Origin of the sequence: Pelomicrobium sp. G1 (assembly GCF_051905455.1) — a bacterium.
GTDB lineage: Bacteria > Pseudomonadota > Gammaproteobacteria > Burkholderiales > UBA6910 > Pelomicrobium.
The window spans coordinates 160,126-181,641 of sequence record NZ_JBQACR010000002.1; the positions used below are offsets into that span (position 1 = coordinate 160,126).

The window sequence follows — 21,516 nt, forward strand, 5'->3', positions numbered from 1 at the left end:
CGTTTCTCTTGCTCCGGCTACATTGACCCTCTCCGTCATCGTCATCACCAAGAACGCCCAGGAGACCTTCGAGCGCTGCCTCGCGTCGGTCGCCTGGGCCGATGAGATCGTGGTGCTGGACTCGGGCAGCCGCGACGCCACGGTGGAGATCGCCCGGCGCTTCACCGACAAGGTCGAGGTCTCTCCCGACTGGCCCGGCTTCGGGCCTCAGAAGAACCGGGCTCTGGCGCGGGCCACCGGCGACTGGGTGTTGTCCCTCGATGCGGACGAGTGGGTGCCGGAAGACCTACGGCAGGAGATCGAGCGAGCCCTTCAGGCTCCCGGCGACCGGGTCGCCTTCCGGATACCGCGGCTGTCCAGCTTCTGCGGCCGCTACATGCGCCATTCGGGCTGGTGGCCGGACTACGTGACGCGGCTTTTCAAGCGCGGAAGCGCCCGTTTCAGCGAGGACCTGGTCCACGAGCGGCTGCTCTGCGACGGCCCGGTGGGCACCTTGAAGCAGCCCCTGCGGCACGAGGCCATCCAAAACCTGGAGGAGATGCTGGAGAAGATGAACGCCTATTCCACCGCAGGAGCGCTCATGGCGCACCAGCGGGGCCGACGGGCGGGCCTGGCCACGGCCGTCGGGCATGGCCTCTGGACCTTCATCCGCACTTACTTTCTTCGGGCAGGCTTTCTGGACGGGAAGGAAGGCTTCATGCTGGCCGTGTGCAACGCGGAAGGCGCGTACTACCGGTATGTCAAGCTCATGTTGCGTACGGACGAGCCGCGATGATGTCCATCGCCGTGATCGTGACCACCTACAACCGGCCCGACGCTCTGGCGGCGGTCTTGGAAGGCTATGCGGCCCAGACCGATCAGGGGTTCGAGATGATCGTGGCCGACGACGGCTCGACCGAGGAAACGCGGCGGTTGGTGGAGGCCTACCGCGCCCGGGCCCCTTTCCCGGTCACCCACGTGTGGCAGGAGGACCGGGGCTTCCGGGCCGCAGCCATCCGCAACCGGGCGTTGGCGGCCACGGAGGCGGTGTACGTGATTTTCACCGATGGCGACTGCATACCGCTGCCGTCCTTCGTGGCACACCACCGGTCGCTCGCCGAGCGCGGCTGGTTCGCCGCGGGAAACCGCGTGTTGCTGTCCGAGGGTTTCACTGCGCGCGTGCTGCGGGAGCGGTTGCCGGTGCACACGTGGCGCTTCGGCCGGTGGTTGCAGGCGTGGCGGCGGGGCGACATCAACCGCCTGGCGCCCCTGATGCCGCTTCCCCTGGGCGGCGCCTGGCGCAAGGGCGCGCCGCGCCGCTGGAAGGGCATCAAAACCTGCAACCTCGCTGCCTGGCGCGATGACCTGCTGCGGGTCAATGGCCTCGACGAGTCCTACTGCGGGTGGGGGCTCGAGGACTCGGACCTGGTGGTGCGGTTGATCCGCTCTGGCATCCGTCATAAAAGCGCCCGCTTCGCCGCGCCGGTGCTGCATCTTTGGCATCGGGAAAATCCGCGGCACACGCTGGAGGAAAACCAGCGTCGGCTGGCGGAAGTGCTGCGTTCGGACCGCGTCGCTGCGGCGGTGGGAATCCACCAGTATTTGCAACCATGATGGCTTTAACGGCCGCGCCATCGGGCCCTCTCGCGTCGCCCCCCTTCCTCAGCGAACAGAGGCGTTTCTTCACCGCCGTGCTCAAGGAGGCGGCAGGGCGGACGCCGGGGTGGCCGCGGGACGCTATCCTCGGTTAGGCCTTCGTGCAGGCGCCGCGCCACGCCCTCGTCGTCGTCACCCGCCGCATCGGCGACGTGCTTCTAGCCACTCCCCTCATCCGTTCCCTGAAGCGCGCCTGGCCCGAGGCGCGGGTCGACGCCCTGGTGTTCCGGGGCACGGAGGGCGTGCTGGCCGCGAACCCCGACCTCCATCGGGTGCTCGCCATCGCCGAACGCCCCGGGGCGGCGGAGCACGCAAAGCTCTATGCCGGGCTCCTGCGGCGCTACGACATCGCCTTATCGGCCCTTACCGGCGACCGGCCGACCTTGTATGCTTTCGCGGCGGGGCGCTGGCGGGCAGGGCTGCTCAATCCCCGCCCCAAGGAGGCGTGGAAACGACGGCTGCTTCACCGCTGGGTGGCCTTCGACGACCTGGATACCCACACGGTGCGGATGAACCTCCAGCTCGCGGCGCTGCTGGAGATCGCCCCGGTCGCGGAGGTGGTGATCGGCTGGACCGCCCGGGACGAGGCGCTCGTGCAGGAGCTGATTCCAGGCGCCGGTTCGGGTCATTACGCGGTCCTGCATCCCTATCCCAAGTTCAACTACAAGAAGTGGCACGCCGCCGGGTGGGCGGAGCTGGCGGCCTGGCTCGACCGGCAGGGGCTGCGTGTCGTGCTGACCGGCAGCGCGGGCGCCGAGGAACAGGCGTACGTCGCGGCCATCGCCGAGAGGCTGCCTGGGGGAACGCTCAACCTGGCGGGGCGCTTGAGCCTCGCCAGGTTGGGGCCCTTGCTCGCCGCCGCCGCCGTCTACGTGGGGCCCGACACCGCCATCACCCACATGGCGGCCGCCGTAGGGGTGCCCACCGTGGCCTTGTTCGGCCCTTCGAACCCGGTCAAGTGGGGGCCGTGGCCCAAGGGTCATCCGGCCGATCGAAACCCGTGGCGGCGGGTCGGAAGCCAGCGGGCGGGAAACGTCTTCCTCCTGCAAGGAATCAAGCACTGCGTGCCCTGCATGCTGGAGGGCTGCGACCGCCACGTGGAAAGCTTCAGCGATTGCCTCCAGGAGCTGCCCGCAAGCCGGGTGATCGAGGCGGTGGAGGCGCTGCTCGCGGAGCGCTCGACGCCTGCCGGGTTTTGACACGATTTCAGTGTAACACTATACTCGTGCACATGAAAAACGTGACCATCACGCTGGACGAAGAAGTGGCCCAGTGGGCTCGGATCTGGGCGGCAAAGCATCACACAAGCGTCTCTCGCCTGGTTGGTGAGATGTTACGCAGGCGGATGCTCGAGGAAGAAGGTTACGAAGCCGCCATGAAACAGTATCTCACCGCCAAACCCGTTCTACTGAAGCGGCAAGGGAAATATCCGTCGAGAGACGAACTGCATGAGCGGCGTTAGTTGTTTTGTCGATACCAACGTCTTAGTGTACTTTCGTGACGCTTCGGAGCCCAAAAAACAAGCCAAAGCTGCCGCGTGGCTCGCAGCGTTGTGGCGAACCAAAGCAGGAAGAATCAGCACTCAGGTTCTAAGCGAATTCTATGTCACGGTCACTCAGCGCCTTAACCCCGGAATGAAGAAAGCGGTGGCAAGGGCCGACGTGCGTAATCTGGCCGTCTGGCATCCGATCCCTGTGGACACCTCTGTCATTGAAGGCGCGTGGACAATCCAGGACCGTCATAAACTCTCGTGGTGGGACGCCTTGATCGTGGCCGCCGCCCAGAAGGCGAATTGTGCGTACCTTTTGAGCGAGGACTTCCAAGACGCTCAAACGTTCGCCGGCGTACGAGTTGTCAATCCCTTCGCACACGAACCAGGGACGGTACTCGACCGCCTTCGGTAAATAAAGTGGTAGATCTCTGATCACCACCGAAAGCCCGGGCGAACCCGGAGAGTGCGTTGAGCTGCGGGCGAAACGCACCGCCGACGGCGCAAGTGACCGCCTCAGGCGCTCGAAGGCTCCAACATTTCGCCGAATTGGATGCGGTAGAGCCGCGCGTATAACCCGCCTGCTGCGAGCAGCGTTTCGTGGGTGCCTGTCTCCGCGATCCGCCCCTGGTCCAGCACCACGATGCGATGGGCCCTCTCGATAGTGGAGAGACGATGGGCGATGACGAAGGTGGTACGGTCCCGCATCAGCGCCTCCAGGGCCGCCTGGACGTGCCGCTCCGACTCGCTGTCGAGGGCGGAGGTAGCCTCGTCCAGGATCAGGATCGGGGCGTTCTTGAGGATCGCCCGGGCGATGGCCAGCCGCTGGCGCTGGCCGCCGGAGAGCTTGACCCCGTTCTCGCCCACCAGGGTCTCCAGCCCGTCGGGGAGCTGGCGGATGAAGTCCATGGCGTGGGCCGCCTCGGCCGCGGCGATGATCTCTTCCCGCGACGCCCGGCTGTTGGCCCCGTAGGCGATGTTGGCGGCGATGGTATCGTTGAACAGCAGCACCTCCTGGGAGACGAGGGCGATGTTGGCCCGCAGGCTCGCGAGCTTGAGCCGCTCGATATCCTGCCCGTCCACCAGGATGCGCCCCCGTTGGGGATGGTAGAAGCGCGGGATAAGATTGACCAGGGTGGTTTTGCCGCTGCCGGACGGGCCCACCAAGGCCACCGTCTCGCCCGGCAGCACCTTGAGGGAAAAGCTTTCCAGCGCGGGCCTCGCCGCCCCTTCGTAGGTGAAGGTGACGCGCTGGAACTCCACCTCGCCGCGGGCGCGCTCCAGCACGATGGTCCCCCTGTCGGGCTCGGGCGGCTGGTCCAGCACGGAAAACACGCTCTGGGCCGCCGCCAGGCCCCGCTGGATGTGCTCGTTCACCTGGGTGAGCCGCTTGATGGGGGCGAGCAGCATGGCCATGGCGGTGACGAAGGAGACGAACCCGCCGACGGTGGTTTCCCCCACGTTGGACTGGAGCGCGGCAATGTAGATCACGCCGGCCAGGATCACCGCCGCCAGCACCTGGGTGATGGGGACCGTCGCGGCCGCCGCCGCGGCGTGCTTCATGGCGAAGCGGCGCACCCGGTTGGCCGTGTCGTGGAAGCGCCGCGCTTCGTACGCCTCGCCGCCGAACACCTTCACCACCCGATGGCATTCGATCGCCTCTTGCACCACCTGGGTCATGTCCCCCATCGCTTCCTGGGTGCCCAGACTCGCCCGCCGCAGCCGCTTGCCGGCCACGTGGATCACCCCGGCGATGGCGGGCCCGACCACCAGCATCAGCAGGGTGAGCTTCCAGTTGAGATAAAGGAGCCAGGCGAGCAGCCCCAGGACCGCCAGCGAGTCCTTGACCATCACGGTCAGGGCATGGGTCGAAGCGGTGGTCACCTGGGCCGCATCGTAGGTCACCCGGGAGATCAGCACGCCGGAGGCCTGGTCGGTGAAAAAGCGCGTCGGTAGCGCCAGCAGCCGGTCGAACATGGCGTTGCGCAGATCCATGACCACCTTGTTGCCCACCCAATGGATGCAATAGTCGCCGAGATAGGAGGCGAGGCCGCGAATCAGGAACACCCCGACGATGGCGAGCGGCACGAGCCGCATCAGGGTTTCGTCCTTTTGGACGAAGCTGCCGTCCAGCAGGGGTTTCATGAGGGCCGGAAGCGCCGGCTCAGTGGCCGCCACGACGATCATGCCCACGATGGCACCGGCGAAGGCCTGCCAGTAAGGCGCCACGTAGCGCAGCAGGCGAAGGTAAAGCCGAGAAGCGCTGGACTGGGGGTCGGACACTAGTGGGTAGCCTTCATGGGAAGCGCCCGGAGCCCGCGAGGACGCGCACCCTCCCATAGCCGGCGGTGCGGGCGGGAATGAAAGAGGCGCAAGTATATACCGGATCGGAGTTCATCCGCGCCTTCCGTCGGGCCCGTCGGACTCCGCCGGGCGGTCTGAACAGCGGGCCGCCCCCACCCGATGCAGACGCCATGGGAAATCGGGCGAAAACATGAAGCGATTTCTCAGAATGTTTTGTTAGCGGTTGATTTTCCGCGTTTTTGCCTCTATATTGCAACTATGGACGCAGAACTCACCGCTCTCGACGAAAAAATCGCTCAACTCGTTGAATTGTGCCAACGTTTGCGCACCCAGAACAGCGAGCTGCGGCAAAAGGTGGCAGCGCTGGAGGACGAGAACAAGCGGTTGCGCGATCGCATGGCGAAAGCCCGGGCCCGGCTCGAGGGGCTGGTGGAGAAGCTGCCCGAAGAGATCTCATGAGCAGCGCCGAGCTGAAACCCCTGGACGTGACCATCATGGGCCGGGAATTTCGCATCGCCTGCAAGGAGGAGGAGCGGCAACAACTGCTGGAGGCCGTCGCCTTTCTCGAAAAACGCATGCGGGAGGTGAAAGAGACCGGCAAGGTGGTGGGCACCGAACGCATCGCCCTCATCGCTGCGCTGCAAATCGCCCACGAATTCCTCTCCACCCGGGTCTCGGGCAAGTTTGACTTGGGGGAGATTCGTCGTAGAATAAACGCGATGCAGGAGACGCTCGACCGCGCGCTCTCCGAGCAGGATGAGTTGTTCTAGCCCTGAACCCTTTTGATGGGCTGGAACGCCGCCGAATGTCCCCTGCGGTGTTCGTCGATCGGGCCAATATTCTTGGAACCTACTTGTTGCGATCTGGTTGCGGACTCAAGTAGCGTTGGTGTGCGCGTCCCAAGCGGAAGCGCCTGAGACGCTCGGAAAGCGACCACCTTGAACCTCAGGGTTCAGGATGAAGGCCGGACGGCATTGGCGGGGGGCTCCTGTTTGATGCGGGCGAAAGCCCGCGGCGCGAAGGGGGTTGCGGGAAACCGGAACCCCCTTTGTTTTTCTACTGAGCGTTTGCAGTGGATGATCAGCCGGCAGAGGAGCGACGGCCTGACGATCGGGGCCGCGAATCTGATGGGTGATCTCCAGGCGGACCCGGCTTCTTCATCCTCCCGGGCCCATCGTGGAACATCCAGGCGAGCCATGCGCTACTGGCTCATGAAGTCCGAGCCGGACGAGTTCAGCATCGACGACCTCGCCTCGGCGCCGCGCCGCATCACCCCCTGGAGCGGGGTGCGCAACTACCAGGCGCGCAACTTCATGCGGGATCTCATGGAGGTGGGGGATCTCGCCTTTTTCTATCACTCGAGCTGCCCCGAGCCGGGGATCGCCGGAATCGTGGAGGTGGCCTCTGCCGCCTACCCCGACGCCACCCAGTTCGACCCCGCAAGCCCCTACTACGACCCGAAGGCGACGCCGCAAAAGCCCCGCTGGTTCAACGTGGACGTGAAATTCAAGCGCAAGACCCGCTTCCTGCCCCTCAAAGAGCTCAAGGGGCATCCCGAGCTCGCCTCCATGCTGGTCCTCAAACCCGGCAACCGGTTGTCCATTACGCCGGTCACCCCCCGGGAGTGGAGCTTCATCACCCGGCGCCTGCTCGGGATGGCAACGTAAAGGATATGTATTTGTCATAACATGTGGAGGCGGCGGTGATCGTGCTCTACCATGCCTGGTCATCGATGGACGCCCAGAGCGTGCGCCTCGCGCTGCGCTACAAAGACGCGGCGCATCAGGCGATACCCCTGGGCGACGAGCACGACGGCCTGTTCTTCGAGCTTGGCGTTGCAATCGGGCCGTTGCTGTTGAGGCTCGATGACCAGCGTGTATGCACCGACCCTACCGCCGCCCTGGAAGGGCTGGACGCCTGGGCCGGCGGCCCTCCCTTGTTCGACGGGCTGGTCAATCCGGAAGCCTGGAATGTGCTCCACGCTTGGCTCGAGCGCAGCGGACCGCTCCTCGCCCGGCTCACCGCGGCCGTGCTGCCGGCCTTCGCCGACATGGGCGCGAGCCCCGCACAGCTCGCCCGGGCGGCGGCCGAGGTGGAGCGGCGCTTCGGGATGGGCATGGAGGCTTTGGCGAGCGACCGCTACGAGGGCTACCGGCAGCTCGAACGGGTGGCCGACCTGCGCGGGCTGGCGCGCCATCTCGCCCGCCACCGCTACTTCACCGCGGGCACCCTCACCGCGGCCGACCTGGTCCTGGCGTGCCGGCTTTTTCCGCTACAATTGCTGGACGGGGTGACGCTGCCCATCGATCTCCTGTACTACATCGACCGGGTGGAGAAAGCCTGCGGCGCGAGCCCCCGGGAGGGACTCCTGTTCAAAACCCCATGACCTTCGCCGAGCTGCTGGCTTACCTGAACGCCCATACGCCCGACGGCCTCCTGGACGGAACGCCCGAGGAGACCATAGCCAAGGCCCGCGCCGGGTCCCATCGCGATCCGGTGGCAGGCGCCATCGTGGCGAGCCTCTTCGAGGGCAGCGGCCTGCAGGCCGCCGGCGACCCCATTGCCCGGGAGCGGGCGGTGGCCGCCTTGGGGCCGCTGCGTCTCGCCTACATGAAGGACGACGCGCCCGTGGAGGGCCTGCGCATGGTGGAGCGCGTTGTGCACGCCATCGACCAGGCGTTCGACGAAGAGGCGCTGCGCCTGAAAGGCAAGGCGTGAGTCGCGAATCCCCGCCCCGTAGGGTGTGTTGAGCGAAGCCTGCCTGCGCCGCGCGGGTCGCGGCAGGCAGGCGAAACGCACCGATCGACCGCGAGGGAAGCGAGGCGCCAACGCGTACCCGACTCGCTCCGTCAAATATCCGGTTTGATACGGAGCCGTCTCGACCATGGAATGGTGGCTCGCATACCTGGCTCTCGGCGGCTTCGTCGGTTTCTTCGCCGGCATGCTGGGCATCGGCGGGGGCATGACCATGGTGCCCTTCCTGGTATTCCTTTTCGAGGCCCAGGGTTTTCCGGCGGAGCACATCCTGCACCTGTCCTTGGGCACGGCCATCGCCAGCATCCTGTTCACCGCCGTCTCCAGCGTGCGCGCCCACCACGCGCGCAACGCGGTGCACTGGAACGTCGCGAAAGCCATGGCCCCCGGCATCCTCATCGGCACCTTCGGCGGTGCCCTAGTGGCCGGCGCCCTGTCCACGCGTCCCCTGGCGGTCTTTTTCGCCCTCTTCGTTTACGCGGCCGCCACCCAGCTCCTGCTGGGCATCAAGCCGAAGCCCACGCGCCAGTTGCCGGGACGGGCTGTGCTGTTCTTCCTCGGCGCGGCCATCGGAGCGATCTCGAGCTGGGTGGCGGCGGGCGGCGCGGTGATGACCGTCCCGCTGCTCACCTTCTGCAACGTGCCCCTGCTCACGGCCATCGGCACTTCGTCGGCCCTGGGCTTTCCCATCGCCGCGGCGGGAACGGCGGGCTACGTGCTCATCGGGCTGGGGAACGAGAATCTGCCATCCTTGACCGTGGGCTTCGTCTACCTGCCGGCGCTGGCGGGGCTGGTGATCGCCAGCATGGCGACCGCCCCTTTGGGTGCCCGGGCCGCCCACCGCATGCCGGTCACCCTGCTGCGGCGCATCTTCGCCCTGCTGCTCTACGCCTTGGCCACCCGCATGCTCATCAGCCTGCTCTGAGCGCCAGCGCACAAGGCACGTCTTGGCACACCCTTTACCCGCGCTGTCGGCGCGTTTCGGCTGCGCTTAACGCGTATATGACCTCAAGCGGTCTTGGAGAACCTCTCCCGCAACACGTTCTTCTGCGCTTTGCCCATGGTGTAGAGGGGCGCGGCCGCGACACGGAAGCCGCGGAGCGGTCGGGAGCGGGGGATCGGCCGGGCCACGGAAGAGCGCAGCTTGGGAGCGGGCACGGCCGAAGGCGCCCGGAACACCTTAACCTCCTGCCGCTCCTCGCGCCCCTCTCCGCTCCATGGCTTCGCCCTCCGAGAGCCGGGCGACGGGCCGCAAAGCTGCCCCGCCTCAGTCGGACTTAGAGAACATCTCTCGCAATACGCTTTTCTCCACTTTGCCCATGGTGTGGAGGGGCGCGGCCGCGACACGGAAGCCGCGGAGCGGTCGGGAGCGGGAGCGGGCGCGAGGCTGCCCCGCCTCAGTCGGACTTAGAGAACATCTCTCGCAATACGCTTTTTTGCACTTTGCCCATGGCATTGCGGGGCAGCCCCTCCACGAAGTACACCCGCTTGGGCACCTTGTAGCCGGCGAGCTTGCTTTTGACGTGCTGGATGATGGCTTCCTCAGTGAGCCCCGCGCCGTCCCGGTCCCGCACCACCACCGCGGTGACCGCTTCGCCGAAATCCGGGTGGGGAACGCCGATCACCGCGGATTCCAGCACGCCGGGAATCTCGTCGATCGCGAGCTCCACCTCCTTGGGATACACGTTGTAGCCGCCCGTGATCACCAGGTCCTTGGCGCGCCCCACGATGGAAAGGTAACCATCGTGGCTGAACACGCCCACGTCGCCGGTGCGGAAGAATCCGTCGGCGGTGAACTCCTCCCGGGTCTTGTCCGGCAGGCGCCAGTAGCCCAGGAACACGTTGGGCCCCTTGACCTGGATGCCGCCGATTTCCCCCGTCGGCAGGGGCCGGTCCTGCTCGTCGGCCACGCGCACGCTCACGCCCGGCAGGGGAAAGCCCACCGTGCCGGGTCGCCGCTCGCCGTCGTAAGGGTTGGAAGTGATCATGCCCGCCTCCGACATGCCGTAGCGCTCCAGGATCGCGTGGCCCGTGCGCTCGCCGAAGGCCCGGTGGGTTTCGGCGAGCAGGGGCGCGGAGCCGGAGACGAAGAGCCGCATGCCCCGGCAGGCCTCCCGCGTGAGCCCCGGTTCGTGGAGCAGCCGGGTGTAAAAGGTGGGCACACCCATGAGCACGGTGGCCCGGGAGAAATCCTCGAGCACCGCCTTGGGGTCGAATCGGCGGTGAAACCGCATGCAGGCGCCCGCCAGGAGCGCGCAGTGCACCGCCACGAACAGGCCGTGCACGTGGAACAGGGGCAGGGCATGGATGAGCACGTCGCTGCTCGAAAAGCGCCAGTAGTCGCGCAGGGTGAGCCCGTTGGAAGAAAGGTTGCGGTGGGAAAGCATGGCGCCCTTGGCCCGGCCCGTGGTGCCCGAGGTGTAGATGATGCAGGCGAGATCGTCCTCCATCGCCTCCACCGTATCGAAGTCCGCGGGCAGGCCCGCGGCGGCGTCCATGAGGGTGCCCCGGCCATGCTCGTCCAGGGTCAGCACGTGGCGCGTTCCTGCCCGGTCCGCCAGGGGTTCGATCCACGCCTTCGCCTGGGGCCGGCACACCACCAGGGCCGGCTCGGCGTCGCTCAGGAAATAGCCGATCTCGTGCGCCTGATAGGCGGTGTTGAGGGGCAGATACACCATGCCAGCACGCACCGCGGCGAGGTAGAGGAATAGCGCCTGGGGAGACTTTTCCACCTGGGCGGCCACCCGGTCGCCCGGCTTGAGCCCCAGGCTCGCGAGCAGGTTCGCCAGGCGAGCGGTTTCCCGCTCCAGGTCTTCGTAAGTGTAGGACGCGCCCTCCCGGTCGATGAGGGCCGGCATGGCGGCCGTCCGGGGAAAGCAGCCGGCGATCACGCTGTAAATGTTGGCGTTCATGGCAGGGATCGATCGAAAAGGGCCCGGCCCGCCCGGGCGAACTCGTCCGCCGGAAGCACCCGGTCCACCACGCCCAGCTCGAGCAGCCGCTCGGGGCCGCGGTCCTCCGCTTCCGCCGCGCCCAGCACCTGGGCCACCGCCTGGGGCGGCAGCTCCATGATGGACGCATGGGGCAGGGCCCACACCCGGTCGGCGGGGCAGGCAAGGCTCACGTAGATGCCCCCCGCCGCCGTCCCCGTCACCAGCAGCGTGAGGGGACAGAGCCCCTTGACATGATGCAGCACCTGGGCGAGGTGGGTAAGGTACGCGGACAGGATGACCCGCTCGTCGGCGCTGCGGGCTGCGTGCCCGGGCGCGTCCATAAGCAGCACCAGGGGAAGTTTCGGATGGGCGTGGCCGAAGGCGAGGGCCCCTTCCCCCAGGAGCCAGGCCCTGCGGGCGCCCACCGGCTCACCCCCCAGGAGCCCCAGGACGCCGACCGGACCCGCTTCCGTGGCGGCCGTGCCCCAGAGCACTCCCTCCCGGAATCCGGCTCGACAGCCCCGGGGAAACAGGGCGTCCAGGGTCCGGCCCAGCGCCCTCGGCACCGGGTCCGCCGGGGACGGGGGAACGGGCTCGAGCCCGAACGCCGAGAGTCGGGCCTTCAAGTCGGCGTGTCGCTGGGCGAGGGAAGGCGGTCCCCGTTCCTCGATCTCCCCCAGCCAGCGCAGGGCTGCCGCCCGGAAGGCGTCCGCCGAGTCGGCCACCAGGTGCTCTTCTTCCCTGTGGCGGCACCGGGATTTTCCGCCCATGAGGTCCCGGACCGCGTTTCGGTCCCGAGCATTCAACTGGTCCCGGCCTCCCAGGGCTTCGATGATGGCCGGACCCGACATGGCGAGCAGGGTGCGTTCGCTATAGATCCGCCGCTCGCAGGCGAAGGCGAGCATGCTGGCGCCGCCGAAGGCGTGGCGCGGCAGCAACGCCAGCAGCCGCCCGCCCCTCGCCGCAAACTCCAGCACCCGGCGGTACAGGCGGCGAAACGCGCCCAAGGCTTGCAGCCCTTCGGTGAGGCGGGCCCCGGCCGAGTCGATCACCAGCAGCAGGGGCCAACCCTCCCGCTGGCAAAGCTCGCAGGCTTCCATCAGCCGCTCGGCCTCCCGCCGGCCGATGGAGCCGCCGGCGTCGGCGGCGTCGAAGGCGGCCAGCACCGCCGGCTCGCCGCCCACACACGCGGGGCCCGCCAGCACCGCCGAGTCGATCCCGGGCAGAGGCGCGAAACTGCCCGGGTCCACCAGGGCGTCGATGCGCTCCCTGGGTCCCATCGCCGAGAACGTGGTCCTGCCTTCCATTCCCCTTGCCCCAAGTCCCGTGGGCGCGGCGGATGCCGGTTCAGGCCATGGCCTGCCTGGCCCAATGGAGGATCACCAGCGCCGTTCCGCCGGTCACGACGCCGTAGAAGAGGTTGCGCCCGCCGAAGAAGAAGACCGCCGAGGCGGCGGCGCAGGCGAGGAGCCGGTCGGCGAGCATAGTCTGCTCCAGGGTGCCGCCGGGCATCAGGAGGATGCGAGCAATCAGCCCGGCGATCATGGCGTAGGCCACGCACCCCACCCAGACGAAAACGGGACTCTCGGTGCGTAGCCCCCCGGAGAGCGTGACCCCCAGCCCCCGCCAGAGATAGGTGGCCAGACCGCAGAGCAGCGCCACCAGCCACGCCGGCATCCCGCCCAGCTCAGCCACGCCGCTCCCCCGTGCGCAGGGCGAGATAGGCCAAGGTGCCCCCCGCGACGCCCCCGGCCAGCACGCTCCAGCCCGGGACCACCAGGTGCGCGGCGGGTCCCGCCAGGGCGCCGCACACCATGGCCAGCACGGTCGCCCGCGTGCGGGCATCACCCGTCAGGATGAGCAGGAAGTAGACGGGGCTCAGGAACACGAAGCCCAGTTTCACCAGGGGCGGCAGTCCGTCGGCGAGCAGGTAGCCGAGGGCGGTGCACAGGAAGCTTGTCCCCCAGTTGGTGAGGGCGAACCCGACGAAATAGGCGAGCCGGGCGTCCGGAGGGAGTTCGGGGCAGCGCCGCATAGCCGCCGCCCATCCGGTCATGGCCACCAGATGGGCGGCCAGATAGAAAGCCACCCGCGAATGCCGCGGAGCGCGCAGCAGCGGCATCAAGGCCACGGTCATGGGCAGGAAACGGGCGCTGGTGAGCATGACCGTGGAGACGACGGCGAGGAGCGGAGCGCCGATGGCGTGCATCTCCACCAGCACCACCTGACCGGGCAGCGCCCAGATGGCGGCGGTGGAAAGGAGCGCGGCGAAGAGGGAGAAGTCGTGCCCGGCCGCCAGGGCGCCGAAGCCCAGGTAGCCGGCGCCGAGGACGGCGGAAGGCACGCCGAAGGACTCCCGCGCCCCGTCGCGGAAGGCCGCAGCGGCGGACGAGGGGGCGATGGTGCTCAACGCAAGCTCCCTTCCGGTTACAGCTTGATCTTGGGATCGAGCCAGTCCCGCAGGGAGTCGCCGAACAGGTTGAAGGCGAAGACCGCCAGGCTGATGGCCACCCCGGGGAAGACGATCATCCACGGGGCCTCCCGGTAGAAGTCGGCCGCCGAGCCGGAGAGCATCAGGCCCCACGCCGGCGTGGGCTCCGTGACGCCGAGCCCGAGAAAGGATAGGGACGCCTCCAGCAGGATCGCCTGGCCGACGAAGGCGGTGAGCATGATGAGGAAGGGGGCCACCACGTTGGGCACGATGTGGCGGAAGATGATGCGGGTGTGGGAAAAGCCCGCCGCGCGGGCGGCGTCGATGTAGGGCAGCTCCCGGATCGCCAGGGCGGAGGAGCGCACCACCCGCGCCACCTTGGGCACCATGGGCAGCCCGATGGCGAAGATCAGGTTGAGATCGATGCCGAACACGATGTTCTTGCCTAGGATCGCCACCACCGCCAGCGCCAGCACGATGATTGGGAAGGAGAGGAGTACGTCCATGAAGCGCTGGATGATCATATCGGCCTTGCCGCCGAAGTAGGCGGAGACGACGCCGATGACGGCCCCCACCATAGACCCCCAAAAGGAGGAGAGAAAGCCGACGGCGAGGGCCGTTTGCGCCCCGTAGATGATGCGCGACAGCACGTCGCGGCCGAAGTTGTCAGTGCCCAGCCAGTGCTCCCACGACGGGGGCGCCAGCAGGTTGGCGTAATCCACCGCCAGCGGATCGTGGGGCGCCACCCAGGGGGCGAATGCGGCGGCGAAGACCATGGCCAGAATAACGACGAGGCCGAACGCGCCCATCGGCTGGTAGACGACGAAGGCGAGCAGCGGGTGGCGCTGCTTGGGCACGCGGTAGGTGACGGCAGGGGCGACGTCGCTCATTTTCTCACCGGTACCGAATGCGGGGATCGAGCACCGCGTAGAGCAGGTCGATCGCGAAGTTGATCAGGATGAAGAAAGCGGCCACCAGCAGCACCAGCGCCTGCACCATAGTCATGTCACCCCGGGAGACCGCCTCTACGAACAGCTTGCCAATGCCGTTCAGGTTGAACACCTGCTCGGTGACCACCAGGCCACCGATCAGAAAGGCAAACTCCAGGCCGATCACCGTCACCACGGGCAGCATGGCGTTGCGCAGGGCGTGGCGCCGGATCACAAGGCGCTCGAACACCCCCTTGGCCCGGGCAGTGCGGATGTAGTCCTCCTGCAGTACCTCCAGGATGGTGGAGCGCATCATGCGGGTCGCCACCGCCGAGTAGCGGTAGCCCACCGCCAGCGCCGGCCAGATGAGCTGGGACAAATTGGCCTTCGGATCCTCGAAGAAGGAGGTGAAAGTGAGCGGCGGATGCCAGTGAAAAAAGGAGAGGAGAAACAGGATAATGATCATCCCAAGCCAAAAAGAGGGTACCGCCAGCCCGGCCACGGCGAAGACGCGGATCACGTGATCGATCCAGGAATCCTTGAACAGGGCCGAAAGCGTGCCGAGGGGGATGGCGATCAGCACCGCCAGAATGGTCGCCATGACGGCCACTTGCAGCGAGAGCTCCAGCCGGATGCCGATCTCGTAGGTGACCGGCTTGCCGGTCCACATGGAATAGCCCAGGTTGCCCTGCAACACGCCCCCCATCCACTTCATGAACTGGACGTGGATGGGCTGATCGAGTCCCAACCGGGCACGCTCCGCATCGATGACCTCCTGCGGGACGTGGCCGCCTTCGCCGCGCAGCATCACGTCCACCACGTCCCCGGGCATCATGCGCATCATCAGGAACACCAGGATGGCCACCCCCAGCAGCGTCGGGATCATCAGCAGGATGCGGTGGATGGTGTATTTGAGCATCTTCGGGTCAAGGGGTGGAGAAAGGCGGGCCGGCGGGGCGGGCGTTCCGCCGCCCGCCCCCGGCCGCCGCTAGGTCATGCTCACTCGTCCAGCCATACGCCGGCCAGGTCCTGGTTGAGGTAATGGCTTGGCGTGATGTGCCAGCCCTTCATCTTCTTGTGATGCACGATGATCCGGTGCCACCAAATGGTGGGGATGATGTAGGACTTGTCGAGCACGTACTGCTCCAGCTCCCGCAGGATCTTGTAGCGCTCCTTCTTGTCCAGCTCGCCCGACTGCTTGTCGTAGAGGTAGTCCACCTTGCGGTCCACGTAGCCCGAGTAGTTGATGGTGGAGCGGTCCGCGGACAGGTACTTGAGCAGTTGCAGGTTGGGCTCATCCATGAAATCGCAGTTGAAGTCCAGTGCCGCGTCGTAGTTGCCCTCCTGCTGCCGTGCAAGGTAGAGGCGGGTCTCAAGCTGCTCGTGCTCCACCTGGGCGCCCACCTGCCGCCACTGGTCGATGAGGAACACGCCCACCGGGGTGTAGGGCATGGGCACGTTGCGGTTGGTGAGCTTGAACTTGAGGCCTTCCGCGCCGGCCTCTTTGAGCAGCCGCTTCGCCTCCGCGCGGGACTTGTTGACGTCCTTCCAGAAGCCGGGATAGGCGACGAGTTCCTTCTCGCTCGCCGCCAGCTCGTAGCCGGGCCGCAGCAGCCCTCCCACGTGGCGCACCAGGGCGACCCGAGAAAGGGCCTCCGCCCCGCCCCAGCGGTCGATCGCCAGGGAAAGTGCCCGGCGTACCCGCTCGTCGTCGAACGGCTTCTTGTGGGTGTTGAAGCTCACTACCAAGGCGCACACCCAGGGGGATTCCTGCACCACCGCGTCCTTGCCCAAGGTCTGGACGATGCGGTCCCGGTCCGCCGGCGAGTGGCCGCGAAACTCGGCCAGCACCTCCCCCGCCGCCAGGGCGTTAACCATCGCCGCCCCCTTGATGAAGATCGCCCGGTAGCCGTCCAGATAGGGCTTGCCCTTGTCCCAGTAACCGTCGAAGCGCTTGCCCACCCAGTGGGAACCGGCCACGTGCTCGACGAAAGTGAACGGACCGGTGCCCAGGATGTTGCGCTCCGGAAACTTGGGGTCCTCCTTGAGCTTGGCGGCGCTGTAGATGCAGTCCCAGGGGCTGGCGAAGTTGGACAGCATGGAGGCGTTGCGCTTCTTGAGCTTGAACACCACCGTGTGCGGGTCCGGGGTGAGGATAGTGTCGATGTCTTCATAGGCCGCCTGGCGCAGGGAACGCACCCCGGCCGGCGGCTGGCGGATGCGGTCGTAGGTCGCCTTCACGTCCTCCGAGGTGAAAGGGGACCCGTCGTGAAACTTGACCCCTTTCCTCAGCTTGAAAGTGTAAGTCAGGCCATCCTGGGAAACGGTCCAGGACTCCGCCAGATCGCCCACGATCTTGGGATAGTTGGGCGGATCGAACTTGAGCAGGGTGTTGTAATGAGGACGCACCGGGTGAATGAACGCGAATGAGGAGTTGGCGTGGCAATCGTAGTTAGGCGGCTCCGCAGTCACGGCGAACTTGAGCTCGCCGCCGCGCTTCGGCGCCTGGGCGTACGCGCCGCCGGCGGCGAGGACCGCCGCCACGGCTCCTGCGAGAAGGAACGCTGGTGCTCTCATGTTCTTTCCTCCTTGGTTGGTGGTTGGCGACTTTGTTCGCTTGCTCTTTCGCCCACCGCTCGCCACGGCATGGCCGGGGGTACGGCATTGTGGGTGTTGTCCGTTGCGCTACAGCTTGATGCAGGCGGCAAAATGGTTGTCCTTCACCTCCTTGAGCTCGGGCACGACCCGCCTGCACTCTTCGCCGGCGAGGGGGCAGCGGGTGTTGAACACGCAGCCGGTGGGCGGATTGAGCGGGCTCGGCACCTCGCCGCCGAGTAGCCGAGGGGAGCGACGGCGCTCCAGCGAGGGGTCGGGAATCGGCACCGCCTCGAGCAACGCCTTGGTATAGGGGTGTTGCGGCTCCCGGTAGAGCGCATCCCGGTCTGCCACTTCCATGATCCGCCCCAGGTACATGACCACGACCCGGTCGGAGATGTGGCGCACCACCGCCAGATCGTGGGCGATGAAGAGATACGTGAGCTTGAGCTTCTCCTGCAGCTCTTCCAGCAGATTGATGATTTGGGCCTGGATCGACACGTCCAGGGCCGACACCGGCTCGTCGCAGACGATGAACCGGGGTTCCAGCGCCAGCGCCCGGGCGATGCCCACCCGCTGGCGCTGGCCGCCGGAGAGCTGGTGCGGGTAGCGGTCGGCCATGTAGGCGAACAGCCCCACCTGCTGCAGCAGCTCCTCCACCTTTTCCTGGGCGGCCTTTCGATTCGGCTGCAGCCCGTGGACCTGCATGGGCTCGGCGATGATCTCGCCAATGGTCATGCGCGGGTTGAGCGAGGAGAAAGGGTCTTGGAAGATGATTTGGGCCCGGCGCCGGTAGCGCTTCAAGTCCTGGCCGCGGGCCCCGAGGACGTCCAGATCCTCGAACCGCACCTCGCCGGCGGTGGCCTCCTCCAGGCGGATCAGGGTCCGCCCCACGGTGGTCTTGCCGCAGCCGGACTCGCCCACCAGCCCCACCGTCTCCCCGGGAAAGATGTCGAAGGAGACGTCGTCCACCGCCTTCACCACCGCCTTGCGGGCGGAAATCAGCTGGAGCCCCGCCGAGACGTGGAAATAGGTCTTGAGGCGGCGCACCGACACCAAGGGTTCGCTCCGGTCCACCCGCTTCACCAGCGGTTCCTCCACCGCCGCGCTTACCAGGCCCAGCCCCGTGGGGCCTTTGCGGTCCATCTCCTCGGCCCGGAAGCAGGCCGCCCAATGGCCGGGGCCCACGTCCACCGGCGGCGGCAGCTCGTGCTCGCAGCGCTCGATCCTGGCCAAGCAGCGGGGGGCGAAGCGGCAGCCGGTAGGCGGGTGCATCAGGTTGGGGGGCATGCCCTCGATAGTCTCGAGCTTGCGCCCGCGGGGCTTGTCCAGCCGCGGCACCGAGCGCAATAGGCCTGCCGTGTACGGGTGGCAGGGTCGGGCGAAAATGTCCTCGGCGGCACCCTGCTCCACCATGCGCGCCGCGTACATCACGTTCACCCGGTCCGCGTAACGAGCGACGATGCCCAAGTTGTGGGTGATGATCACCAGGGCGATGCCAAGCTCGCGGGAGAGCTCCTTCATGAGCTCCAGGATCTGGGCCTGAATGGTGACGTCGAGGGCAGTGGTGGGCTCGTCGGCGATGATGAGCTTGGGGTTGCAGGCGAGACCGATGGCGATCATGGCCCGCTGGCGCATGCCACCGGAGAACTGGTGGGGATATTGGTCGAGCCGCCGCGCCGGGTCGGGAATCCCCACCATCTTCAGGAGATCCAGCGCCCGGGTGCGCGCTTGCTCTTCGTCCATCTTCAGGTGGATGAGGAGCGGCTCCATGATCTGGAAGCCGATGGTGAGCACCGGATTCAAGGACGTCATCGGCTCTTGGAAGATCATCGCGATGTCCCGGCCGCGTACTGCGCGCATCTCCTCCTCCGAGAGCCTGAGCAGGTCGCGGCCCTCGAACAAGATGCGTCCGCCCACGATATGGCCAGTAGGCTTGGCCAGCAGCCGCATCACCGCCAGGGCGGAGACCGACTTGCCGCACCCCGATTCCCCCACCAGGGCCACCACCTCGCCAGCGCGCACCTGATAGGAGATGCCCTCGACCGCACGCACCACCCCGCGGCTGGTGACGAAGTGCACGTGCAGATTCTGCACGTCCAGCAGCACGTCGCCCGCGTGCTGGGTGGCGCGGGCCTGCGAGTCGAGGATGGCGGTGGTCGCGTCCATGTCAGCCTCAGCTCAGACCGGAGCGCGCATATTGCAGCGCAAGGTGAAGATTCTCCTCGTCCGCGGGCAGCGCACTGTCGCGCTCTGTGTTTTTTTGGGTGAGCGGCAAGCAGTCATTGTGTTGAATACTCGAGGGACCGTCAATGCACCCAGTCAGCAGTGCTCCTCTCCTACCGATGGCAGGCTGGCGCCCCCTTCTGTGCCTTAGGTTTTTAAGGAACCACCGCCCCTTCCTCGTCGGCGGCGATCACCGCGCCTTCGTGCACCAACGCCTCGATCTCCACCTCCGAGTACCCATGCTCGCGCAACACTTCCCGCGTGTGCTCGCCGAGGACGGGGGCGCTGCGGGAAACCTCGCCCGGTGTGGCGGAAAGCTTGATCGGAAAGCCCAGGCTCTTCACTCTTCCGAGCCGCCGGTGCTCGGTCTCCACCACCATCTCCCGCGCCTGGGTCTGGGGATGAGAGAGCATCTCCGGAATGCTCAGGATCGGCCCCACCGGCAGCCCCGCCGGCTCGAGCAGTTGCAGCCACTCTTCGGTGGTGCGCTCGACGAAGCGGCGGGTGAGGGCCTCCGCCAGCGCCTCCCGGTGGGCCATGCGGTCGCGGTTGGTCTTGAAGCGGGGATCGTTCGCCAGCTCGGGGGCGTTCAGCACCGAGAGCAGCCGCTCCCAGTTGGCCTGGTTGGCCGCGCCGATGTTGATCCAGCCGTCCCGGGTCTTGAACGCCTGGTAGGGCGCGCTGGTGAGATTTCCCGAGCCCATGGGGGGCGCGGCCTGGCCGGTCGCCAGGAAGTAGGCGGTATGCCAGTAGGTCTGGGTGATCCCAGCCTCGAAGAGAGAGGTGTCCACCCGCTGACCCTCCCCGGTCTTCAAGCGATGGAGGTAGGCGGCGACGATCCCCAGCGCCGCCAGGATGCCGGCATTGATGTCGGTCACCGGGCCCCCGCACTTGACGGGCGGCCGCCCGGGCTCACCCGTGATGCTCATGAGCCCCGACACGCCCTGGGCGATGAGATCGAAGCCCGGCTTGCCGGCCCACGGGCCGGTGCGTCCGTAGCCCGAGATCTCGCAGTAGATGAGCCCCGGGTTGAGCGCCCGCAGCGTCTCGTAGCCGAAGCCCAGCTTTTCCATGGTGCCCATGCGGTAGTTCTCGGTCACCACGTCCGCGGTCGAGAGCAACCGCCGGAGCACCTGCTTGCCGCCCTCGGTCTTGAGATTGACGGCGACGCCGCGCTTGTTCCGGTTCATGATGATGAAGGCGGTGGATTCCCCGTTGATCTCGGGGATGCCGAAGCGGCGCGTGTCATCGCCGCCGGGCACTTTTTCCACCTTGATCACGTCCGCGCCCAGGTCGGCCAGCAGCATCCCGCACATGGGCCCGGACATGATGTGGGCGAGCTCGATGACCTTGAGTCCCGCGAGGGGACCCGGACGCTTTTCTGCCATGGCGCTTTCCTCGTGTGGCGAGAATCAACAACTCCTTGCGGCGGGCTCTAGCGGCCCTCGAACTCTGGCTTCACCTTGGCCAGGAATGCCCGGTAGCCGATCTTGAAGTCCTCCGTGTCGTAGCAGCGGAAGCCTTCGTCCAGCTCGGCCTCGGTCAGCTCCCCGCCCCGCTCCAGGCGGCGGATGAACTGCTTGTGCCAGCGCGCCACCAGGGGCGCGCCTTCGGCGATGCGCTGGGCCGTGGCGTAGGCTTCCGCCTCCACCTGGTCGTCGGGGACGACCCGGTGCACCAGGCCTTTTTCCTTCGCCTCCCGGGCGCCGAAGACCCGCCCCTCGAGCAGGAGCTCCAGCGTGGTGGCCCGGCCCACGAGCTTGAGCAGCGCGCCGATTTCGGCGTGGGCCATCACCAGTCCCAGCTTGTTGATGGGAACGCCGAAGCGGCTCGATTCCCCGCAGATGCGAATGTCGGCGAGGGCCGCGATCTCCAGCCCGCCGCCGACGCAAATCCCCTTGATCAGGGCCACGGTGGGAATGGGGCATTCCGCGAGCGCCGACAGCGCCCCGTGCAACACGCGCCCGTAGGCTTTGCCTTGCTGGAAATTCGAGCGTTCGGTCGCGAACTCGCCGATATCGTTGCCGGGCGAAAACGATTTGTCCCCGGCCCCGCGCAGCACGATGCAGCGCAAGCCCTCCTCGACCGAGAGCTGCCGCATCGCCTCCCCGAGGCGCTGCCACATGTCCTTGGTCATGGCGTTCAGCTTGTGGGGGCGGTTGAGCACCACCGTGGCGATGAAGCCGTCTCTTCGCACCAGAATCTCGTCCGGCATGGCTT

General features: G+C 67.0%; 23 protein-coding genes and 1 other RNA gene. 12 read left to right on the forward strand and 12 right to left on the reverse strand.

Annotated elements, in window-relative coordinates:
• Positions 1-22 precede the first annotated feature (22 nt).
• The 5 genes from ACTFO6_RS02925 to ACTFO6_RS02945 all read left to right on the forward strand — a co-directional run bounded on the left by ACTFO6_RS02925 (position 23) and on the right by ACTFO6_RS02945 (position 3,539).
• A complete protein-coding gene (locus ACTFO6_RS02925) occupies positions 23-775 on the forward strand; it encodes a glycosyltransferase family 2 protein (protein WP_439932946.1) in 753 nt (250 codons plus the stop codon).
• Complete coding sequence (locus ACTFO6_RS02930) at positions 772-1,593, forward strand: glycosyltransferase family 2 protein (protein WP_439932947.1); 822 nt, start codon at positions 772-774, stop codon at positions 1,591-1,593. Before ACTFO6_RS02925 ends, ACTFO6_RS02930 begins: the two co-directional genes overlap by 4 nt.
• A gap of 143 nt (positions 1,594-1,736) precedes the next feature.
• The gene (locus ACTFO6_RS02935) at positions 1,737-2,834 is read left to right on the forward strand and encodes a glycosyltransferase family 9 protein (RefSeq protein ID WP_439932948.1); all 1,098 of its coding nucleotides are present in this window, start codon (positions 1,737-1,739) and stop codon (positions 2,832-2,834) included.
• Positions 2,835-2,866: 32 nt separating this feature from the next.
• Positions 2,867-3,097 (forward strand): DUF6364 family protein, encoded by a 231-nt coding sequence (locus ACTFO6_RS02940; protein WP_147798491.1) that lies wholly within the window; start codon positions 2,867-2,869, stop codon positions 3,095-3,097.
• A complete protein-coding gene (locus tag ACTFO6_RS02945; RefSeq protein ID WP_439932949.1) occupies positions 3,084-3,539 on the forward strand; it encodes a PIN domain-containing protein in 456 nt (151 codons plus the stop codon). The genes ACTFO6_RS02940 and ACTFO6_RS02945 overlap by 14 nt, the downstream gene beginning before the upstream one ends.
• Before the next feature lie 101 nt (positions 3,540-3,640).
• Here ACTFO6_RS02945 and msbA read toward each other — a convergent pair whose 3' ends face one another.
• Positions 3,641-5,407 (reverse strand): lipid A export permease/ATP-binding protein MsbA, encoded by a 1,767-nt coding sequence (gene msbA / locus ACTFO6_RS02950; protein ID WP_439932950.1) that lies wholly within the window; start codon positions 5,405-5,407, stop codon positions 3,641-3,643.
• A gap of 180 nt (positions 5,408-5,587) precedes the next feature.
• Between msbA and zapB the strand changes: the two genes are divergently transcribed.
• The 7 genes from zapB to ACTFO6_RS02985 all read left to right on the forward strand — a co-directional run bounded on the left by zapB (position 5,588) and on the right by ACTFO6_RS02985 (position 9,107).
• Entirely contained in the window at positions 5,588-5,887 is a 300-nt protein-coding gene (zapB, locus tag ACTFO6_RS02955; RefSeq protein WP_439932951.1) for a cell division protein ZapB, read from the forward strand.
• A complete protein-coding gene (locus ACTFO6_RS02960; RefSeq protein ID WP_439932952.1) occupies positions 5,884-6,198 on the forward strand; it encodes a cell division protein ZapA in 315 nt (104 codons plus the stop codon). Before zapB ends, ACTFO6_RS02960 begins: the two co-directional genes overlap by 4 nt.
• 36 nt (positions 6,199-6,234) lie before the next feature.
• A non-coding RNA gene (ssrS, locus tag ACTFO6_RS02965) (6S RNA) lies at positions 6,235-6,416 on the forward strand.
• A 208-nt stretch (positions 6,417-6,624) separates the two neighbouring features.
• Positions 6,625-7,095, forward strand: coding sequence for an EVE domain-containing protein (locus tag ACTFO6_RS02970; protein ID WP_439932953.1), 471 nt, complete (start codon positions 6,625-6,627; stop codon positions 7,093-7,095).
• A 35-nt stretch (positions 7,096-7,130) separates the two neighbouring features.
• Positions 7,131-7,814 (forward strand): glutathione S-transferase, encoded by a 684-nt coding sequence (locus tag ACTFO6_RS02975; RefSeq protein ID WP_439932954.1) that lies wholly within the window; start codon positions 7,131-7,133, stop codon positions 7,812-7,814.
• Positions 7,811-8,146, forward strand: coding sequence for a hypothetical protein (locus tag ACTFO6_RS02980; RefSeq protein ID WP_439932955.1), 336 nt, complete (start codon positions 7,811-7,813; stop codon positions 8,144-8,146). Before ACTFO6_RS02975 ends, ACTFO6_RS02980 begins: the two co-directional genes overlap by 4 nt.
• A 166-nt stretch (positions 8,147-8,312) precedes the next feature.
• Positions 8,313-9,107, forward strand: a complete 795-nt coding sequence (locus ACTFO6_RS02985) for a sulfite exporter TauE/SafE family protein (protein WP_439932956.1) — start codon at positions 8,313-8,315, stop codon at positions 9,105-9,107.
• An 83-nt stretch (positions 9,108-9,190) separates the two neighbouring features.
• On the opposite strand, the gene ACTFO6_RS02990 is transcribed toward ACTFO6_RS02985, so the two are convergent.
• The 11 genes from ACTFO6_RS02990 to ACTFO6_RS03040 form a co-directional block, all read right to left on the reverse strand.
• A complete protein-coding gene (locus ACTFO6_RS02990; RefSeq protein WP_439932957.1) occupies positions 9,191-9,361 on the reverse strand; it encodes a hypothetical protein in 171 nt (56 codons plus the stop codon).
• 218 nt (positions 9,362-9,579) lie between these two features.
• Positions 9,580-11,094 (reverse strand): malonate--CoA ligase, encoded by a 1,515-nt coding sequence (locus ACTFO6_RS02995; protein WP_439932958.1) that lies wholly within the window; start codon positions 11,092-11,094, stop codon positions 9,580-9,582.
• Positions 11,091-12,422, reverse strand: a complete 1,332-nt coding sequence (locus ACTFO6_RS03000; protein WP_439932959.1) for a carboxyl transferase domain-containing protein — start codon at positions 12,420-12,422, stop codon at positions 11,091-11,093. The genes ACTFO6_RS02995 and ACTFO6_RS03000 overlap by 4 nt, the downstream gene beginning before the upstream one ends.
• 40 nt (positions 12,423-12,462) lie before the next feature.
• Positions 12,463-12,810, reverse strand: a complete 348-nt coding sequence (locus ACTFO6_RS03005; RefSeq protein WP_439932960.1) for an AzlD domain-containing protein — start codon at positions 12,808-12,810, stop codon at positions 12,463-12,465.
• A complete protein-coding gene (locus ACTFO6_RS03010; protein WP_439932961.1) occupies positions 12,803-13,525 on the reverse strand; it encodes an AzlC family ABC transporter permease in 723 nt (240 codons plus the stop codon). The genes ACTFO6_RS03005 and ACTFO6_RS03010 overlap by 8 nt, the downstream gene beginning before the upstream one ends.
• 17 nt (positions 13,526-13,542) lie before the next feature.
• Complete coding sequence (locus ACTFO6_RS03015; RefSeq protein ID WP_439932962.1) at positions 13,543-14,436, reverse strand: ABC transporter permease; 894 nt, start codon at positions 14,434-14,436, stop codon at positions 13,543-13,545.
• A gap of 4 nt (positions 14,437-14,440) precedes the next feature.
• Positions 14,441-15,394 carry an ABC transporter permease gene (locus ACTFO6_RS03020; protein WP_439932963.1) on the reverse strand — a complete coding sequence of 318 codons (954 nt, stop codon included), beginning with the start codon at positions 15,392-15,394 and terminating at the stop codon, positions 14,441-14,443.
• 80 nt (positions 15,395-15,474) lie between these two features.
• Entirely contained in the window at positions 15,475-17,052 is a 1,578-nt protein-coding gene (locus tag ACTFO6_RS03025) for an ABC transporter substrate-binding protein (protein WP_439932964.1), read from the reverse strand.
• Positions 17,053-17,160: 108 nt separating this feature from the next.
• Positions 17,161-19,239 (reverse strand): ABC transporter ATP-binding protein, encoded by a 2,079-nt coding sequence (locus ACTFO6_RS03030; RefSeq protein WP_439932965.1) that lies wholly within the window; start codon positions 19,237-19,239, stop codon positions 17,161-17,163.
• A gap of 212 nt (positions 19,240-19,451) precedes the next feature.
• Positions 19,452-20,684: a CaiB/BaiF CoA transferase family protein gene (locus ACTFO6_RS03035; RefSeq protein WP_439932966.1), complete on the reverse strand. Its 1,233-nt coding sequence runs from the start codon at positions 20,682-20,684 to the stop codon at positions 19,452-19,454.
• A 47-nt stretch (positions 20,685-20,731) separates the two neighbouring features.
• A complete protein-coding gene (locus ACTFO6_RS03040) occupies positions 20,732-21,511 on the reverse strand; it encodes an enoyl-CoA hydratase/isomerase family protein (protein WP_439932967.1) in 780 nt (259 codons plus the stop codon).
• Between the last annotated feature and the right edge of the window lie 5 nt (positions 21,512-21,516).

What these genes read in the sequence shown, in the direction of transcription:
- ACTFO6_RS02930 (WP_439932947.1), top strand. Translation starts at nt 772, where the DNA reads ATGATGTCCATCGCCGTGATCGTGACCACCTACAACCGGCCCGACGCT.
- ACTFO6_RS02970 (WP_439932953.1), top strand. Translation starts at nt 6,625, where the DNA reads ATGCGCTACTGGCTCATGAAGTCCGAGCCGGACGAGTTCAGCATCGAC.
- ACTFO6_RS02940 (WP_147798491.1), top strand. Translation starts at nt 2,867, where the DNA reads ATGAAAAACGTGACCATCACGCTGGACGAAGAAGTGGCCCAGTGGGCT.
- ACTFO6_RS03040 (WP_439932967.1), bottom strand. Translation starts at nt 21,511, where the DNA reads ATGCCGGACGAGATTCTGGTGCGAAGAGACGGCTTCATCGCCACGGTG.
- ACTFO6_RS02960 (WP_439932952.1), top strand. Translation starts at nt 5,884, where the DNA reads ATGAGCAGCGCCGAGCTGAAACCCCTGGACGTGACCATCATGGGCCGG.
- ACTFO6_RS03020 (WP_439932963.1), bottom strand. Translation starts at nt 15,394, where the DNA reads ATGCTCAAATACACCATCCACCGCATCCTGCTGATGATCCCGACGCTG.
- ACTFO6_RS03030 (WP_439932965.1), bottom strand. Translation starts at nt 19,239, where the DNA reads ATGGACGCGACCACCGCCATCCTCGACTCGCAGGCCCGCGCCACCCAG.
- ACTFO6_RS03000 (WP_439932959.1), bottom strand. Translation starts at nt 12,422, where the DNA reads ATGGAAGGCAGGACCACGTTCTCGGCGATGGGACCCAGGGAGCGCATC.
- ACTFO6_RS02980 (WP_439932955.1), top strand. Translation starts at nt 7,811, where the DNA reads ATGACCTTCGCCGAGCTGCTGGCTTACCTGAACGCCCATACGCCCGAC.
- zapB (WP_439932951.1), top strand. Translation starts at nt 5,588, where the DNA reads ATGCAGACGCCATGGGAAATCGGGCGAAAACATGAAGCGATTTCTCAG.
- ACTFO6_RS03015 (WP_439932962.1), bottom strand. Translation starts at nt 14,436, where the DNA reads ATGAGCGACGTCGCCCCTGCCGTCACCTACCGCGTGCCCAAGCAGCGC.
- ACTFO6_RS02985 (WP_439932956.1), top strand. Translation starts at nt 8,313, where the DNA reads ATGGAATGGTGGCTCGCATACCTGGCTCTCGGCGGCTTCGTCGGTTTC.
- ACTFO6_RS03025 (WP_439932964.1), bottom strand. Translation starts at nt 17,052, where the DNA reads ATGAGAGCACCAGCGTTCCTTCTCGCAGGAGCCGTGGCGGCGGTCCTC.
- ACTFO6_RS02945 (WP_439932949.1), top strand. Translation starts at nt 3,084, where the DNA reads ATGAGCGGCGTTAGTTGTTTTGTCGATACCAACGTCTTAGTGTACTTT.
- ACTFO6_RS02995 (WP_439932958.1), bottom strand. Translation starts at nt 11,094, where the DNA reads ATGAACGCCAACATTTACAGCGTGATCGCCGGCTGCTTTCCCCGGACG.
- ACTFO6_RS03035 (WP_439932966.1), bottom strand. Translation starts at nt 20,684, where the DNA reads ATGGCAGAAAAGCGTCCGGGTCCCCTCGCGGGACTCAAGGTCATCGAG.